Consider the following 16,260-nt stretch of genomic DNA (forward strand, 5'->3'; position numbering starts at 1 on the left):
AGAAGCGCGCCGGCCCGGCCCCGTCAACCACTGTCTGACAACGTGGCGGCTACCCCGGCAACGGCGCCTCTCGGGGCAGCATCGGTCTCCTCTCCACGCTCGAGGTTGACATCCATGTCCTCCAGCGGTGCGTTCAGGTCGTAGACGTAGTCGCCGAAGCGGCGCACGTTGTCCTCCTGATAGGGGGACATGATGGCCACGTCGGCGCGATGCACCGTCTCGCCCTCGCTGCGCAGCCGGTTGAGCACCAGCGACATGTCCAGCGTGGTCTGGTACATGACCAGGTCGGCGACCAGGGTGTTGAACTTGATCGCCTTTTCCTGTTCTCCCGGGTCGTTCTCGGCGATCACTCCGTTGTTGCCGAACCCGATCCACTTGGAGAAGTTGTTGTAGGACTCGACCATGTTGGTGGCCCGGGTGATGTTCTCCCGCAGCGGGGCGTCGGAGACGTACCGAAGAAGCACCATAGTGCGGATCACGCGGCCCAGCTCGCGGAAGGCGCGGTAGATCTTGTTGCGCTTGGAGTCGTGCCGCAGCCGCCGCAACAGCGGGATCGACGACAACTCGCCTTCGCGGATGGAGATGGCCACCTTCATCAGGTCCTGCCAGTGAGCCTCGATCAGCCGCCAGTTGATCGGCTCGCCGAACAGTGCATCGATGTGCCGGTAGCGGACGCCGGGCTCGGGCCGGTGGAAGGTCAGGTCCCGGAAATTACGGATGCGCGGCAGCAGCTCGAACCCGAACAAGTGTGCTAATCCAAAGACGGGGAACGACTGGCCTTGCGTATCGGCGTGAATCTCCTTGGGGGCCGCCTCGCTCTCCTGCTCCAGCAGTCCCTCGATGATGTAGACCGCCTCCCACACCCCGCATGGCACAAATCTGGAGAAGAGCGCGATGTCGTTGTCGGCGATGTGGTGGTAAGCGACGCCGCCGTAGCCCCCGTACCGGATGTGGAACTCGGCGATCAGGTTGTCCACGTAGATGTCGTACTTGGTGCCGTCGGCGGCCACCGCGTTGCCCTCTCCCCACAATCGGGGCAGATCCAGGCGCAGGTAGGCGTTGACCACGTCGGCGATCGCTTTGTTCATGCTGGCCAGCGTGACGTGCTTGCGCACCGTGTAGGACAGTTCGTGCGCGCTGATGCGACCGCCCAGATGCCGGGCGGCCTGGGCGGCGCCCAGGTTGCAGCCGTAGGCGAAGGCCACCAGCAGGTAGCGCTCCAGCGGGTCGGCGAGCTTGGCCTGCGACCCCGACAGCGGCCCGAAGTGGCGGAACCAGCGCAGATGCCGCGTGGTCCGGGTCAGAATCTCCAGCAGGGAGCGTTCCGGCAGTCGGCCCTTGACGGTCGTGGCCAGCTTGAGCGCCTCGGCGCTGTGCCCGGCGGACTTGCGCGCCTTGAGGGAGGGCCTGCCCTGCTCGTCGATGACCAGGTCGGCGTTGTCGGGATAGCCCGCGTCCACGGTCGCGGCCACGTCCTTCATCCGCATCTTCAACTGCGCCACGAATTCCGCGGCCGTCGTGGGCAGGCCGACCTCGGCACAGTACTCGGCCAGGTGCGGCTGGCAGTCCTCCCAGCTGAGCAACTGGGACTGCCAGTTGGCGTAGGCCTCCGAGCCGACCGCCGCCACATCGCCGCGCACCAGCTCGTCCGCGAGGCAGGAGAACACGCAGATCTCGAAATGCCGGCGCACCACCTTGCCGGGGCGGCTCTTGTCGGTGATCACCTTCTGCCATGCCTCCGGCGCGAAGGACACGTCCACGTGCTTGCGCACCGTGACCGTGGAGATCTCGCCGGTCGTCTCATCGACGACGTCTTCCCCGACTGTGTACTCATCGCCGATGAGCTCGCTGGTGCGGGTGGCATTGGCGCGCACGAACTCCAGCGCCTCCAGCAGCCTGCGGTCCGCGCTGGCCGGCTCCAGCACCAGCACGCCGGCCAGGCGCAGCAGCAGCCCACGATGGGAGCGATAGAAGCGGTCCAGCAGCGGCAGGTAGTTGTCGCCGTGGAAGGCGGCCAGCGCCTCGTGCTCGGCCACCAGGCCGGCCAGGCCGCCGTTGCTCTCGATCGTCTCCAGCACCGCCCGTCCGGTCTCGTGCCGACGCCGCACCGCTGTCCACGGGTTCGGCGCGTTCCGAGCCGCCAGGTCGACCTCCTTGGCCGCGCTCAGCAGATCCCCCAGCACCGCCAGCATCCGCTCGTTGCGCTGACGCTGCTCGGCGCGAATGGTCTCCAGCAGCTCGCGGGCCTTGTTGTGCATGGTGTTCATCCGCTTGCACAGCATGGTCACCAGGTCATCGCGGGCGCGTATCCGGGCCTGGTGTAGCAGGCACGCTTCCAGCACGATCCGCTTGACCTCGCCGTAGTCGCGCATCTCAGCGGCGTCCAGTGCCCGCGCCTCGGCCGCAAAATGGGCGATCTTGGAAGCGGGCACCCCTTTGAGCCAGGCGTCGCTGGCCCCGCCCCTGCCGTCCAGCCAGGCCAGATGGTCTAACTGCTGGCGCAGCTTGGTCACCGTGGCCCGCGGTGCGCTCTTCTTGGCCCGGTCATGACCGCTGCGGCCGGTGGCCGGATCCACCTCCAGCATCGCCAGCATGCGCGCGTGGTCGTCGAAGCCCATCCGACCGTAGGCCAGGGTGAAGATGGCGCCGTTGACCTCCGTGCGCACCTGAGCGGCCAGGTCATCCAGGGTGGAGAACGCCGGGAACTCGCAGCTATTCTTGGCCAGCTCCTCCAGCGCCACGTTGATCAGATCAGCCGGGTGGTCTTTGGTCTTGGCTGCCTGCCGGATGGCCTGCTCGGCCAGCTTGCGCGCGGCGGCCTGATCGCCGTCCAGCCCCAGCCGGGCCCGCACCAGCGCCTTGTGGTTGCGTCCGGTCCGCTCGGCTACGTCCGTCATGCCGATCCGCTCCGGCAGGCCCAGCTCGGTCCGTACGTGCTCGACCACCTGGGCCGGGATTTCGGCCAGCCGCGGAAACCGGCCCACCCGCTGACAGCACTTCAGCCACACCATCAGCGACAGCCGGGCCTCATCGCTGTCGGTCATCTCCCGCGCCCAGTCCATCTCCGCCAGGCTCGGCGAGTACGCCTCGCGCAGTTCGCGCTCGGAGATCGTCCGCTTGAACCGCGGGTAGGCGGTCTTGTCGATCGAGGCCATCAGGCATTGCCTTCCCAGCAGCCCCGATCACCACAGAACGGGAGATACTGTAGCCGACCGAATACAGTCCGTGAGACGGAAACGCAGAAACCAGGGCCGACTCCCTCGCGGTCTACGGGCGGACGACTTCCGAGATTACGCGCCAACCCCGCAGCGAGCCTGATTCGGCATCGGATACCCCATCAACCCGGACCCGCAGCGCGCATGCCTTACGTTCTCAAGATCGACTCATGGCCGGTTTTGCTCGTATCTCGGCTGGACCCGTACGTGGCCCGCCGCGACGAACACGCCGAACAGGCGTTCATCGCCACCCGCAAGTTCAAGGCCGACGGCACCCAGCTCGCCTTCAGCCACGAAGACCACGACGGCCTGCACCTGTTCGAGCGGGCCGACCGGTTCTTGCCCAACGGCTATTGCCTGCTGCCGCCCCTGCAACGCTGCGACAAGGGCAACGCCTGCCTGAGCTGCGGCGTCTTCGTCACCGACGACGGCCACCGCACGGTGCTGGAAGACCAGCTCGGCCGGACCGAGGCATTGATCGAGCGCACCCGGGCCGCCTTCGCCGCCCGGCACGGCGAGCCCATGCCCGACACCAACGTCTGGCTCACCGAACGCCTGCACGAGCGCCAGGCGCTCACCCGGCTGCTGGCCGCCATGGACACCGCCCCGGGCCGCGCGCTGCAAGGCGCCGGGGCGCCCACCAGCCGCACCGCCGCCCGCACCGGCACCGCGACCACAAGGCCGGCGACACCGCCGGCGACAGGGCCGGCGACAGGGCCGGTGCCGGTCGTCATCGACACCCGCCGCAGGCGGCCATGACCGGCCCGCCTCCCTCCGCCGCGCCCGCCGGCGACGACGTCGGCCTGCGGCAGGCCCGCATCGCCGCGCTCACCGCCACCGCGCGCCGCAAATCCGCCGCCAAGGTCAAGGCCGCCGAGGCGGCCATCCGGCACCTGATCAAAACCGGAACGCCCGTGACCTTCCAGGAGGTCGCCCGCCACGCCGGTGTCTCGCACACCTTCCTGTACGGCAACGCCGGCCTGCGGGCGCGCATCGAGCACCTGCGCCGGCACCGGCCGCACTGGCCGCGCGAGCCCGCAGGCCACACCACGTCGGCGCGGCACGAACCCGACAACGTCGTCTTGGCGCTCACCGCCGAGATCACCCGCCTGAAGGCGGCTCACCGCGCCGAGACCGCGGCCCTGCGCGAGGCCCTGGAACAGGCACACGGAGAAAACCTGCTCCTGCGCCGAAAACTCGCCGATCGCGGGAAAGCCTGACACCACCCGGCGCGGCAGGGAAGATCAAGCCATGACGGACCTCCCCCACATCTGGATCTGCGCATACTCCGAGGTCATCCGCGCCGATTGTGTGACCTCCTTCTTCGTCGCCGGCGACAGCCCCAGCGAGCGTGCAGGCGAATCCGAGCACAGGCGCACCTTGTGGGCCTGCGTGCTGGGACGCGGCGAGCCGGTCCGCATCGACGGGTTCATCGGCATCGCCGCAGCTGACCTTCTCAGCGCCGTAACCCAGACGATCGAGAAGGCGCTATACCGCAGCGCAGATGTGTCCTACATCCGCCTGATCACCGGTCCGGGTCCGGCTGGGGTCACCGATGTGCAGATCCACAACTCCTACCCGAACGCCGGGTAACCGCAGATAGCCAGTGATTATCTGCGATAACCTCGGTGCCGTCCTGCGGAAACACCCCGCTCCGGCGGCGGTGACACCATCGCTTATCTGCGATAGAAGATCTGGGAGGGATTCGTGGCCACCGTGCACCGCCTCCACCCCGCCGTCGGCGCGCCCCCACTCGGCGCCGCCGCCGCGGCGTTCCTGGAGACCATCGCCGTCGCCAACACCGCCAGGGCGTACGGCATCGCGCTACGCGCCCTGGCCGCCGAGTTCGGCCAGCGGGCCCCGCTGGCGGACCTGGAGGGCGAGGCCGGCGCCGACCGGCTGGCCGCCTGGTTCACCACCCGCTGGGGGACGAACGCGGCCGCCACCTTCAACGCCCGCCTGGACGCCCTCGGTTCGGCCTGCGCCTGGTGGCGCGACCAGCACTGGCTGAGCGGCGATCCGCTGCGCCGCATCCGCCGCCGCGCCCGCACCCCTGATCGCACCCGGGCGCTGGCCCGCGCCGACATCGAGACGTTGCTCGCCCGGCCCGACCTGGCCTTGCGCGAGCGCACCCTGTTCCGCCTCCTGTACGAAAGCGCCGCCCGGACCGAGGAGGTCCTGGCCCTCGACATCGGCGAGCTGGACCTGCGCAACCGCCGCGCCAAGGTGCGGCGCAAGGGCGGCGCGGTCGACGTCATCGTCTGGCGCACCGCCACCGCCCGGCTGCTGCCCCGCCTGCTGGCCGGCCGCCGCGCCGGGCCGGTCTTCCTCACCGACCGCCGCGCCCGCATCGAGCTGCCGCCCGGTGATCTCGACCCGGGCAGCGGGCGCGCCCGGCTGTCCTACCGGCGCGCCGCCGAGTTGTTTGAGGAGGCGACGACCGAGCTGGCGGGCGGGCCGTGGACGCTGCACCAGCTCCGCCACTCCGCTCTGACCCACGCGGCTGAGGACGGTGCGAACACCGCCACCTTGCTCGCCTACTCCGGGCACACCTCGGTCGCCTCGCTGGCCCGCTACGCACGTGTCTCCCCTGAGGCACTGGGCCGCTGGCAAGCCGACCGCGACCCCGCCGCCCGTCGGCGCTGACCCACTGGCCGGGCACCACGGAAGGGGGCGTGCTCCCGCCACCCCGCATGCCGGTCACGGATTCGTGGCGGAGCATCACCCGCCGGCCCGCTCCCGTCGAGCCTCCTGCAGGATGTTCCGGGCGATGCCCGCGCTGTGCTCATCACCGGTCGCCTCGAAACAGTCCACGGCCTGCTCCAAGGCGATGATCGCCTCATCGAACCGGCCCACCTCTCGCAGAGCATCGCCGACGTTGCCCAACGCCAGGCCTTCGCCGTGCCGGTCACCCGTCTCCCGGTAGATGGCGGCGGCCTGCTCACAGGTAGTGATCACCTCATCGAACCGGCCCACCTCGCCCAGAGCATGGCCGAGGTTGGTCAACTCCCGGCCTTCGCCATGCCGGTCACCCATCTCCCGAAAGATGGCGGCGGCCTGCTCGTGGGCGGTGATCGCCTCATCGAACCGGCCCACCTGGTGCATAGTGTTGCCGAGGTTGTTCAACGCCAGGCCTTCGCTGTGCCGGTCACCCATCTCCCGGTAGATGGCGGCGGCCTGCTCACAGGTAGTGATCGCCTCATCGAACCGGCCCACCTCTCGCAGGGCCAGGCCGAGGTTGGTCAACTCCCGGCCTTCGCCGTGCCGGTCACCCATCTCCCGGTAGATGGCGGCGGCCTGCTCGTGGGCGGTGATCGCCTCATCGAACCGCCGCACCTGCTGCAGGGCCAGGCCGAGGTTGTTCACCGCCAGGCCTTCGCCGTGCCGGTCACCCATCTCCCGGTAGATGGCGGCGGCCTGCTCACAGGTAGTGATCGCCTCATCGAACCGGCCCACCTCTCGCAGGGCCAGGCCGAGGTTGTTCACCGCCCGGCCTTCGCCGTGCCGGTCACCCATCTCCCGGTAGATGGCGGCGGCCTGCTCGTGGGCGGTGATCGCCTCATCGAACCGCCGCACCTGCTCCAGGGCCAGGCCGAGGTTCCCCAACGCCAGGCCTTCGCCGTGCCGGTCACCCATCTCCCGGAAGATGACGCCGGCCTGCTCGTGGGCGGTGATCGCCTCATCGAACCGGCCCACCTCTCGCAGGGCCAGGCCGAGGTTGTTCACCGCCCGGCCTTCGCCGTGCCGGTCACCCATCTCCCGGTAGATGACGCCGGCCTGCTCGTGGGCGGTGATCGCCTCATCGAACCGCCGCACCTGCTCCAGGGCCAGGCCGAGGTTCCCCAACGCCAGGCCTTCGCCGTGCCGGTCACCCATCTCCCGGAAGATGGCGGCGGCCTGCTCACAGGTGATGATCGCCTCATCGAACCGCCGCACCTGACGTAGAGCGGGGCCGAGGTTGTTCAGCGCCTGGCCTTCGCCGTGCCGGTCGCCGAGCCGGATAGCGGCCTGCACCGCGATGGCATCGACACTCAGCCAATCCTCGAAAGCGTGCCGCCAGGCCAGGTACACGTTCAGGCAGGTGGGCAGGGTGGCGGCGATGCGGTCGCGGCCGGTAGCCCAGGCCCGAGCGACAGCGGCGATGAGCGTAACGCGCTCAGCGTCCAGCCACGCCATCGCCTGCCCGCGGCCAGTGAAGGCATCAGGAACGGCCTGTCCAGGCAATGCCCGCAGGTGCGCGTCGGCGGCGGTGGCGGTGCGCAGGTAGAAGCCCAGCAGCCGGTCCAGCGCGGCCTCGCGGTCATCGCCGTCCGCGCAGGCCTGGCCATGTTCGTCGGCGTACAGGCGGACCAGGTCGTGCATCCCCCACCGCTCCCGCCCCGAAAGCCCAGGCCCGGCACCATCCCCGCTTCCGGTCCCGATGTCCCCAGTAGTGGCGGCAGTGACCAGATGGGCGCGGGCCAGCGCGGCCAATTGCCGCCGCACCACCGGCTCTTCGGTTCCGGCCAGGACGGCGGCCGCCGCGGTCGAGACGTCCGGCCCCGGATTGACCGGTAGCAGCCGGAACACCCTGGCCTGCTCCGGTTCCTCAGCCAGCAGATGCCGGTAGGACAGATCGAAGGCGGCACGTACCCCAAGCGGACGGCCGTGGGTGTCGCGGTCGCCGGTCTCCATCGCCTCCAGCCGGGTACGGGCGTCGGCCAGCTCGGCCGCCATCGCGGCCAGCGGGCGGCCGGGCTCGGCGCGCAGCAGCGCGGCGATGATCCGCAACGCCAGCGGCAGCCCGCCGCACAGCCGGGCGATGGCCTTGGCATGTCCGGGCTCGGCCGCTACCCGTCTGTCGGGGCCGGCGATGGCCAGCGCGGCGGCCAGCAGGGCCACTGCCTCGCTCTCGGGAAGGAAGGCCAGGTCGATCAGATGGGCGGGCAACGTGGCGAGGGTGTGGCGGGAGGTGACCAGCAGCCGATGACAGCCCTGGATGGGAAGCAAGGGTTCGACCTGCCCGGCGACCGCCGCGTTGTCGGCCACCACCAGCACCCCCCGACCCGCACGCGCCTGATCGGCGAGCACCGACCGATACACGGCCAGGACCTCATCGCCGGTGGGCGGCAGGTCGGCGTCGGGGACGCCGATGGCGCGTAGCAACTGCGCGGCAGCCGCGTCGGCAGGGACCCGATCGGCCGGGTCGGGTGTGTAGCCGCGCAGGTCGAGGAAGAACACCCCACCGGGAAACCAGCCCATCGCCGTGGCGTGGTGGGCGGCGACCAGCGCCAGCGCGGTCTTGCCGATCCCGGCCATCCCGGCCACCGCCGAAACCACCACCCCCGTCCCTCCGTCCCCGCGTGAGGCGGACGGGTCCAAGAAGGCCAGCAACTCGGCCAGCGCGTCGCCACGGCCAGTAAAAGCGGCAGGGGCGGCGGGCAGACCGGCCAGCGCGCCAGGGGCCGACCCACGCTCGCCGATAGCTGCCACCGCCTCACCGTTTGAGACTGTTGGCGGCATCGGCCGAGCCGGTGATGCCACCGCGGTGGTGGTCCGGCGCAGCGTGGCCACCGCCACCCACAGCGCGGCCAGCCCAGCCGCCCCACCCAGCACGCCGAACAACTGGTCCAGATTGCTCAGCGTCGGATCATCCTGGCCGGGCGGGTAGATGAGGAACCACACCAGCCCGCCCAGGACCAGCTCCACACCCGCGAGCACGGCCAGCACCCGCAGCACCCGCAAAATGGTGCCGCGCAAAGTCCCCTGGGTCCCCTCGCCGGAAACGGCCCGTAGCGGCATCTTTTCAGCCTGACGGCTCGCCGGCTCAGCACGCTGGCTGCCTGGCCGAGCGTCACCCACTCGTGACCCTCGGCGATCGTAGCGAGATCGCGCTTCTCGGACAGTGCGCCTTCTGTCCGCGCTGTCACCAAGTGGCGCACGCCACCCGTTCCAACAAGCCGACCGCAACAACGACGACTAGTTCTTGCCATCGCATCGATAGTCCAGCCTGCTACATCAGGCACGCCAAAAGTTCATCCTGCGGATACGGTGGACTCTGTCCCGTTCCCGGAATCGTGTTCCCGCAGGTCAGCGCGGCAGCCTCTAAGCCCTGAAGGGGCCTTTGAGTGCTTTGACCAGGCTTGATCTGGTGCCAGAAGCTTCAGCGGTCGTGTTGATCGATCTCGCGCCGGAAGACGTCCTCCGGCTCCACCAGGCGCCCGCCGGGGGGCAGGCAGGGAAGGCGGTGCCGGTCGATCACCTCGCGCCGGAAGACGTCCTCCGACTCAGTGGCGATCATGGCGCGCTGTAGGGCCGTGGGGGCGTGATCTCCCCGCCGCCGGAGGATCCCCCCGGCGATGATCTCCGGGGCCGATCAGGGATGTCGTCAAGAATCCGAATCGCGGCTACCGTGCCGGATATGGCCTGCGACATCTGCGGTTCCTTATCGGGCGCGGGCGCCAAGCGGTACAGCGCAGCGCAGTTGCAAGCAGCGGTCAACACCGGCTACCGGCCGAGCGTGGCCCTAGAGCAATTCCAGAGGCTAGCCAAGTCATTTGACCTCAGCCTTCCCGACGATTACTGGTACGGGGAGTGGGTCGCCCAGGTACGTAGGGACAAGACCGACTGGCTGCTGTGCTGGGCCTGCCGGGCCGGGATCGAGCACCACCTGGACGAGCACGGTGCCGAACAGGGGGTGATGCCGACGTCGGGACGTGAACCGATCGGTGGCTGGGAACCAGCATCGCGTGCTGGCACGATTGCGCTGTTCGTGATCGCGCTCCTCGCTGGAGCCGTGCTGCTTTACGTCGTCATCTTCATTGTCTGGAAGAACCTGGAGGGCCTGTTGTCGCTGTTGTCCCTGTGAACGGGAGACCGGAAGAAACCGTGGGATGGTCAGGCCACCAGTTCGACCGGATGATCGGAGTTCTTGAGGCCGGGGTACCAGCGGGCGAAGTCGCCGGCGAGGTCGTCGTTGAGAATCCGGGTGCGGATCTCGGCTTCGGGGATCAATCAGGACGTGGTTAGCGATAAGCCCCTGATGATCAGGTCGCGGCCGTGATGCGGGTGGCGTAGACCCGGTGGGCCTTGCGCTCGGCGGAGCTGGCGGATTCGGTGGCGAGGGCGGCGGCCTGCTGCAGCGCGGTGCGGTGGAGTTCGAGCGGCGCGGTGATCCGGAGGGAGTGGCCCTGGCCGCGGCGGATGGTCCGGCCGGAGGAGAGCGCGGTGCGGACGGTCTCGTCGCCGCCCGCGAGCAGGTGGTCGGCGAGCAGACCGGGAAGGTCGAGGGTGATCACCGGGTTCGGCTCCGGCAGCTGCTCGGCGGCCGGGTCCGGGAGGACGTCGAGCTGCACGGGGAGTTCGCGGGCTCCGGCGGAGTCCAGGACCCGGCGGATCGTCTTCGGGTCGACCTGGTGCTGCCGGGCGAGGGCCTTGACGGCGGCGCCTTCGCCGAACGCCTCGACCACCTTCGCTGCCTGGTCCTGGTTGAGCGCGGCGGGGCGGCCGAGCGTCTTGCCGGAGGCTTCGGCGGCGGCAACGCCTTCGCGGGTGCTCTCCGAGATCATGTCGCGCTGGAACTCCAGCACGGCGGCGAGCACGTTCACCATCATTTTGGTGCCGGGATCGTCGGAGGCGAGGTCGATGCCGGACAGCAGTCCGGATTCGACCCGCAGGTGCAGGCCGCGGCGGATCAGCACCGGCCGCAGGGCGAGGATGTCGGCCACCGAGCGGAAGAGTCGGGCGGCGTCGGCGATGCGGATGGTGTCGCCGACGGCGGCCTCGTTCAGCAGCCGGGTGAAGCCGGCGCGGTCGAGCGAGAGCTGCCGGGTGGAGGTGGCGGGGTCCTCGTAGGCGAGGGCGCCGGCGGCCAGCAGCGGGGCTAGGGCGTGGCGCTGGCGGGCGTCGGTCTGCTTGTCGGTGGAGTGCCGCAGGTAGAGCCGGTCGGCCATGTGCTCTTCGCCTTCCCCGGGTGGGCCGGGCGGGGCCCGGCGGTGTCCGCGGACCACCCTAGTGGGGGCGGAATGGGGAGGCGGAACAGTGGACCGGATTCGATTGGATCGGCGGCCGGTTCCGGCAGGTCGGCGGGCCAAGCCGATTGGATCTGCGACTGGGGGCGGAATCGACCGTTTCCGCCTCCCCTTTGGATTGAAACACCTTCCCCACCTTCGTTGTGTCGACCCAACGGATACCCGGCGGGTGAGACGCCGCGCTGCGTCGACACAACGAAAGGCCACCGGGCGGGAACCCGGCAGCCTTCGGAGTGGTCGGGATGGTCAGCACGCCGCTGCGGCGGCCTTGCCCGTGGCCGCCCACCGAGCTGGGCTCTGATTTCTGCGAGGCTGTGCGACCTCGCCAGTCTCACGGCCCGGCTCCTTCCCAATGAGTCACGTCAAAGGCCGCTGTTGCGTAATCGTAATACGAGCCAAACTCGTTATTAGTCACAGAAAGATTGAAGCCCCGCGAAACATTACGAGGGACGGTGCGGCTCGGAGACAGTTCCTCATCGTCGAGGTCGTCGTTGTTGCAGCTCGCCCCTTCGTAAAGTTGCAGCCATGGCCGGGCGGAAACCACTTCGGTGCCAAGCAGCCGCAGCGTGATGCTTAGCTGGCCCCTGGTTTCACCACCTGCGCACGTCCAGACAAACACATGCGCTGTACGACCGTTGTGTGTAAGGATGCGGTTTGCCTTGATTCTCAGAGTGCTGCTCGTACTGCTCCCGAAGAGTCCACCGTGGTCGTACACGTGTAGGGTTCCTCTGACCCAGACAGTGTGAGTGGGGACTGCCGCAGCGGGCTGCGTCATACCCGCGAACGGGATGGGAGTCAGCAGAACCGCAGCCGCCGTGAGATATGCGAATTTCATCTTTGAACCTCGCTGACGCGACCACTGCTTACCGTGGACAGCAGCAGGTGTGTGCACTATTACTGGCGAGCAGAGTGGCTCCCGCATTTGGGGCCTCGCTTCAAGCCTCTTATTTATTCTCCCACTACTGCCATCTCGCTGCAAGAGGACACCAGCGCTGCGATCGGCCGGTACCAGCCCGTCGCCATCCCCCGGTTGGGCAGCGCCGAGGACCGTGCCGAGGCATACCGCCGACTACGGTCCAGGACCGTACCACCCGAACAAGTCCGTGGCCGTGTGCCGCTCTGCGCTGCTGCAGGGAATGCGTTCCCGCATGGCGGTGCCGATCTTCTCCGCGCCGCCACGCGGGCGGGTCACACGTCCGTGGCGGGGCCGGGGTGGGCGCGCTCGACGTGGGGTCGCGCATCTCGGTCAGGGCCTCGTACCAGTCGTCGAAGCTGCCGCTGGCCTCGACTTCGTGCTGCAGCACGTCGTTCTCCGCGATGGCGTAGCCGGGGGACACTGTGCAACCGGGCTGGACAATGGGCTTCCCCTATCCCTCGTCGTCTTCGTGGTTCCCGGCTGTAGCGCTGGAGATGGCTTCGCCGCTGCGCGTCCGTAGGCGGAAACGCCCGGGTGGCAAAGCCTGTCCAGGGGCTCATGGCGGGGGAACGAGTCCGTTGGCCGCGATGACGTCGCGGTACCAGTACCCCGAGGATTTGACGGTCCGCCGGCCGCTGTCGTGGTCGACGTGGATCAGCCCGAATCGGTTCATGGGGTCGTCGAGTAGCGACCAGACGCTCCAGCCGCGCAGGTCGACGCCGGCGCGCAGGGCCTCGTGCGCGGCCCGCAGGTGGTCGCGGATGTAGGCGCGCCGGGCGGGGTCGTCGACGACAGCGTCGGCGGCACCGTCGGCGGTGACGGCGTCAGGGAAGGCGGCGCCGTTCTCGGCCAGGTAGAGGGGCAGGTCGCCGTACCGGTCGCGGAGCGCGTACAGGATGTTCTTCAGGCCGTCCGGGGCGATCTCCCAGCCCAGCTCGGTGACGGGCCCTGCGGGCTCGGTCACGTGCACGTCCAGCAGTTCGGCCAGGACGGTCTCTTGGCGCTCGATCGCCGCCAGCTCGATGATCCCGAGCTGGTCGACGTCGTCGAAGGCCGCCTCGGAAGGGGCCTCGGGTGGCGCCGAGCTGGCGGGGGCTACTTCGGCGGGTGCCGGGCCGGTGACGGCCAGGCGGAGGTAGTAGACGACGCCGAGGAAGTCGATCGGGGTGGAGATGATGGCGAGGTCGCCGTCGGCGACCGGCGGCCAGTCGCGCTGCAGGCGCTCGGGCAGGTCGCCGGGGTAGGAGCCGAGCAGGACGGGGTCGAGGAAGAGCCGGTTGAAGTAGTCGTCGGCGCGGCGGGCCGCGTCACGGTCGGGCAGGCTCGCGGTGGCCGGCCGGATGTCGGTCATCACGGTGCTGAGGCCGATCTCGCCGCGGGCGCGGCTCGCCCTGAACGCCTGCACCGCCAGGCCGTGCCCGAGCAGCAGATGATGGCCGGCGCGCAGCGCGGTACGCAAATCCCGGACGCCCGGCCCGTCCTCGCCGACCAGGTGACCCAGGTGGACGATCGACCACGGCTCGCAGACGGTGAGCCAGCGGGTGACACGGTCGCCCAGCCGGTCGTACACGATGGCCGCGTAGTCGGCGAACCAGCCGGCGCAGTCACGGTTAGCCCAACCGCCACGATCCTGCAGGGCGGCCGGAAGGTCCCAGTAGTACAGGTAGGGGAATGGGATGATGCCCGCTTCCAGGAGGGTGTCGACGTAGGCGTCGTAATGGTCGAGGGCTCGCCGGTTGACCGTCCCCGCCCCCTCGGGGAGGACGCGCGGCCAGGAGATCGAGAAGCGGAGGGACTGCAGGCCGATCTCCCGGGCCAGGCTGACGTCTTCCTTGAAGCGCCGGTAGTGCTCGACACCTCGTTCCAGCGCCATGGCCGGGTAGCCGTTGCCGGGGGTGCCGGCGAAGGTGTGCTGGATCGAGGGCCCGGCGCCGTCGGCGAGCGGCGCGCCGTCCATGAGAAAGCCGGCGGTGGACGCGCCCCAGAGGAAGCCGTCCGGGAACCGAGGGCTTTCGTCAAAATGCGCATCGCGGTGGGCTGCGGGCATACCTGACTCCTTGATTGTTACATCGGCGTATACACTCGCAATATATACATGAACGCAACAAGAGGCGGGCCGATGAGCACCTCCGACTCCCCAAGGCTGGCGCGGGCCGAGCGGCGCGAGCAGATCCTCGCCACCGCCACCCCGATCTTCGCCAGAGCCGGCCTGGCCGGGACGAGCCTGGACGATATCGCCACGGCCGCCGGCGTCAGCCGCATGATTCTTTACCGGCATTTCGAGTCCAAGGACGACCTGTACCGCGCGGCGCTGCAGCGGGCCGCCGCCCACCTGACCGAGGCCGTCGGCGACGAACTTACCGAGGGCAGTGTCCAGGAGATGACGCGCTGGGCCGCCACCGATCCCGGCGCGTTCAGGCTGCTCTTCCACCAGGCCGCGCGCGAGCCGCGGTTCCGATCCGAGATCGACGAGCTGCGCGCGGGCATGGAGGAGGAGGTGCGCCGCAACCTCGCCGAGGTCGTCAACGATCCGCTCTGGGCGACGTGGGCCGCGCAGCTCTGTCTGACGGTCACCGTCGAAGCCATCATGACCTGGCTGGACCTCGGCGCACCCGACCCGGCCAGCGCGGCCGCCCGCATTGACCGGGCGGCACAAGCCGTCCTGTCGTCGACAACGGAGTAGCGGCGTTTGGGCTTGAGCAACGCCACGGCCGAGCCAACCTCATGTTGCTGGAAGGCCGCATACGCCTGATCGGCCGCTTCGTCGCCTTCGCCCGCACCCACCGCGCCCCGCCCGGCAACGAGCCGACCTGGCCGCCTACGCCGAGTGCCATCCGGTCCACGTCGCCCACCTTCACGGCGACGTCATCGACCTCGGCACACCCGCGACCTTCCAGCCACCGACCAGGCGTCCTCCTCCCGACCGAAACCCACACCTGCGGCGAGAAGCCGTCTCCTGGGGTGACCTGCAACGATCACTCCACTTTGGGGCTGGGGCCGCGCTCGGGAGGAGGACGCCGACCAGCCACCAGGCAGCCCAAACCGGCTGACGACAAGAGGGCCGGCAGTGGCGAAATTCGCGGCCGATATGACCACGATCCCGAAGAGTCGCGGCCCTGGTGTGGCTGTCAGGATGGCTGCTGCAGGGCCCGGTAGATGGTGCCGCGGCCCACGCCCAGCGCCTTGGCGATCTCGGCCACGGTGGCGTCTTCCGCCGCGTAGCGGGAGCGCGCCAGCGCGACCTGCTCCGCCGACAGCTTGGCGGGTCTGCCGCCGAGACGGCCTCGGGTTCGTGCGGCGGCCCGGCCCACCGCCGCCCGTTCGGCGATCAACTCCCGCTCGAACTCCGCCAGCGCCGCGAAAATATGAAAGACCAGGCGGCCGGTGCTGGTGCTGGTGTCGATCCCTTCGTGCAGGGAGGCGAAGGCCACTCCGCGCCCGGCCAGGGCGTTGACGGTCTCCACCAGATGCCGCAGGGAGCGGCCCAGCCGGTCCAGCCGCCACACCACCAGCGTGTCCCCGCCTCGCAGATACTCCAGGCACCGCGTCAGTTCGGGGCGCTCGGTCAGCTTGCCCGACGCGGTGTCGGCGAAGACCTTCTGGCAGCCCGCCGCATTCAGCGCGTCGGTCTGCCCGTCCAGATTCTGCGACGCGCTGGAGATCCGGGCGTAGCCGACCCGCTGGCCGGCGAGAGGATGCACGGGAAGGCTCATGGCCTCGATCATGTACCGATACCCGGCTCTGTGACGGATGCTTTTCGACATTGATTCCGGTCAGGGTTTCAGACGCTTCGGCGGGTTGGGCGGCCACCGCTCCGCCCTTTATTTGATCTTGTCCGTTACTGAGGACTTCCGGACACGAAGATCACAGTCACCAGGCGTCACCCACCAGCCGATCCACCCCGAAACCGTGATCACAGGCGAGCTGCGCCGGAACCGGAACGTACGCTAACGACCCCGCGCGGGCACCGTCTGCACCCTACCCTGGCCTGCGGGAAGGCGCTTACCGTACGAACCGGTTCCACTGCAGGTCCACCCCCTAGACCAGATGCGGTGATCAGCGACGGCGGGCCATGATGATCCAGGCACGCGAGTCCAGGTACACGCCGCCGCTCGTGTCG

At 69.2% G+C, this 16,260-nt stretch carries 13 protein-coding genes; 6 read left to right on the forward strand and 7 right to left on the reverse strand.

Going from position 1 to position 16,260, the window contains the following annotated elements:
* Nucleotides 1-23: 23 nt before the first annotated feature.
* Nucleotides 24-3,155 (reverse strand): Tn3 family transposase, encoded by a 3,132-nt coding sequence (locus ACH34R_RS20955; RefSeq protein ID WP_397563142.1) that lies wholly within the window; start codon nucleotides 3,153-3,155, stop codon nucleotides 24-26.
* Between the two features lie 240 nt (nucleotides 3,156-3,395).
* Here ACH34R_RS20955 and ACH34R_RS20960 point away from each other — a divergent pair, with 240 nt between their 5' ends.
* From ACH34R_RS20960 to ACH34R_RS20975, 4 genes are all read left to right on the forward strand, one after another.
* On the forward strand, nucleotides 3,396-3,974 hold the full coding sequence (locus ACH34R_RS20960) for a hypothetical protein (protein WP_397563143.1): 579 nt from the start codon (nucleotides 3,396-3,398) through the stop codon (nucleotides 3,972-3,974).
* Entirely contained in the window at nucleotides 3,971-4,435 is a 465-nt protein-coding gene (locus tag ACH34R_RS20965) for a DUF6262 family protein (RefSeq protein WP_397563144.1), read from the forward strand. Before ACH34R_RS20960 ends, ACH34R_RS20965 begins: the two co-directional genes overlap by 4 nt.
* 31 nt (nucleotides 4,436-4,466) lie before the next feature.
* Nucleotides 4,467-4,808 (forward strand): hypothetical protein, encoded by a 342-nt coding sequence (locus ACH34R_RS20970; RefSeq protein WP_397563145.1) that lies wholly within the window; start codon nucleotides 4,467-4,469, stop codon nucleotides 4,806-4,808.
* A 114-nt stretch (nucleotides 4,809-4,922) separates the two neighbouring features.
* On the forward strand, nucleotides 4,923-5,861 hold the full coding sequence (locus ACH34R_RS20975) for a tyrosine-type recombinase/integrase (RefSeq protein WP_397563146.1): 939 nt from the start codon (nucleotides 4,923-4,925) through the stop codon (nucleotides 5,859-5,861).
* A 75-nt stretch (nucleotides 5,862-5,936) separates the two neighbouring features.
* Here the strand turns inward: ACH34R_RS20975 and ACH34R_RS20980 are convergent, their stop codons facing one another.
* Nucleotides 5,937-8,996: a tetratricopeptide repeat protein gene (locus ACH34R_RS20980; RefSeq protein ID WP_397563147.1), complete on the reverse strand. Its 3,060-nt coding sequence runs from the start codon at nucleotides 8,994-8,996 to the stop codon at nucleotides 5,937-5,939.
* A 361-nt stretch (nucleotides 8,997-9,357) separates the two neighbouring features.
* The gene (locus ACH34R_RS20985; RefSeq protein WP_397563148.1) at nucleotides 9,358-9,495 is read right to left on the reverse strand and encodes a hypothetical protein; all 138 of its coding nucleotides are present in this window, start codon (nucleotides 9,493-9,495) and stop codon (nucleotides 9,358-9,360) included.
* 120 nt (nucleotides 9,496-9,615) lie between these two features.
* Between ACH34R_RS20985 and ACH34R_RS20990 the strand changes: the two genes are divergently transcribed.
* Nucleotides 9,616-10,062, forward strand: a complete 447-nt coding sequence (locus ACH34R_RS20990) for a hypothetical protein (protein ID WP_397563149.1) — start codon at nucleotides 9,616-9,618, stop codon at nucleotides 10,060-10,062.
* Nucleotides 10,063-10,240: 178 nt separating this feature from the next.
* Here the strand turns inward: ACH34R_RS20990 and ACH34R_RS20995 are convergent, their stop codons facing one another.
* The 3 genes from ACH34R_RS20995 to ACH34R_RS21005 all read right to left on the reverse strand — a co-directional run bounded on the left by ACH34R_RS20995 (nucleotide 10,241) and on the right by ACH34R_RS21005 (nucleotide 14,187).
* A complete protein-coding gene (locus ACH34R_RS20995) occupies nucleotides 10,241-11,146 on the reverse strand; it encodes a recombinase family protein (protein WP_397563150.1) in 906 nt (301 codons plus the stop codon).
* A gap of 409 nt (nucleotides 11,147-11,555) precedes the next feature.
* Nucleotides 11,556-11,939: a hypothetical protein gene (locus ACH34R_RS21000; protein ID WP_362911897.1), complete on the reverse strand. Its 384-nt coding sequence runs from the start codon at nucleotides 11,937-11,939 to the stop codon at nucleotides 11,556-11,558.
* 757 nt (nucleotides 11,940-12,696) lie between these two features.
* On the reverse strand, nucleotides 12,697-14,187 hold the full coding sequence (locus ACH34R_RS21005) for a glycoside hydrolase family 1 protein (protein ID WP_397563151.1): 1,491 nt from the start codon (nucleotides 14,185-14,187) through the stop codon (nucleotides 12,697-12,699).
* Nucleotides 14,188-14,259: 72 nt separating this feature from the next.
* On the opposite strand from ACH34R_RS21005, the gene ACH34R_RS21010 reads away from it, so the two are divergent.
* Nucleotides 14,260-14,823, forward strand: coding sequence for a TetR/AcrR family transcriptional regulator (locus tag ACH34R_RS21010; RefSeq protein ID WP_397563152.1), 564 nt, complete (start codon nucleotides 14,260-14,262; stop codon nucleotides 14,821-14,823).
* A 445-nt stretch (nucleotides 14,824-15,268) separates the two neighbouring features.
* On the opposite strand, the gene ACH34R_RS21015 is transcribed toward ACH34R_RS21010, so the two are convergent.
* Nucleotides 15,269-15,853 carry a recombinase family protein gene (locus tag ACH34R_RS21015; protein WP_397563153.1) on the reverse strand — a complete coding sequence of 195 codons (585 nt, stop codon included), beginning with the start codon at nucleotides 15,851-15,853 and terminating at the stop codon, nucleotides 15,269-15,271.
* Nucleotides 15,854-16,260 lie beyond the last annotated feature (407 nt).

Source organism: Spongiactinospora sp. 9N601 (assembly GCF_044326295.1).
GTDB classification, from domain to species: Bacteria; Actinomycetota; Actinomycetes; order Streptosporangiales; family Streptosporangiaceae; genus Spongiactinospora; species Spongiactinospora gelatinilytica.

Bases quoted from the DNA above. Each gene is read 5' to 3' on its own strand.
- ACH34R_RS20980 (WP_397563147.1), bottom strand. From the start codon at position 8,996: ATGCCGCTACGGGCCGTTTCCGGCGAGGGGACCCAGGGGACTTTGCGC.
- ACH34R_RS20985 (WP_397563148.1), bottom strand. From the start codon at position 9,495: ATGATCGCCACTGAGTCGGAGGACGTCTTCCGGCGCGAGGTGATCGAC.
- ACH34R_RS20955 (WP_397563142.1), bottom strand. From the start codon at position 3,155: ATGGCCTCGATCGACAAGACCGCCTACCCGCGGTTCAAGCGGACGATC.
- ACH34R_RS20995 (WP_397563150.1), bottom strand. From the start codon at position 11,146: ATGGCCGACCGGCTCTACCTGCGGCACTCCACCGACAAGCAGACCGAC.
- ACH34R_RS20965 (WP_397563144.1), top strand. From the start codon at position 3,971: ATGACCGGCCCGCCTCCCTCCGCCGCGCCCGCCGGCGACGACGTCGGC.
- ACH34R_RS21005 (WP_397563151.1), bottom strand. From the start codon at position 14,187: ATGCCCGCAGCCCACCGCGATGCGCATTTTGACGAAAGCCCTCGGTTC.
- ACH34R_RS20990 (WP_397563149.1), top strand. From the start codon at position 9,616: ATGGCCTGCGACATCTGCGGTTCCTTATCGGGCGCGGGCGCCAAGCGG.
- ACH34R_RS21010 (WP_397563152.1), top strand. From the start codon at position 14,260: ATGAGCACCTCCGACTCCCCAAGGCTGGCGCGGGCCGAGCGGCGCGAG.
- ACH34R_RS20970 (WP_397563145.1), top strand. From the start codon at position 4,467: ATGACGGACCTCCCCCACATCTGGATCTGCGCATACTCCGAGGTCATC.
- ACH34R_RS21015 (WP_397563153.1), bottom strand. From the start codon at position 15,853: ATGAGCCTTCCCGTGCATCCTCTCGCCGGCCAGCGGGTCGGCTACGCC.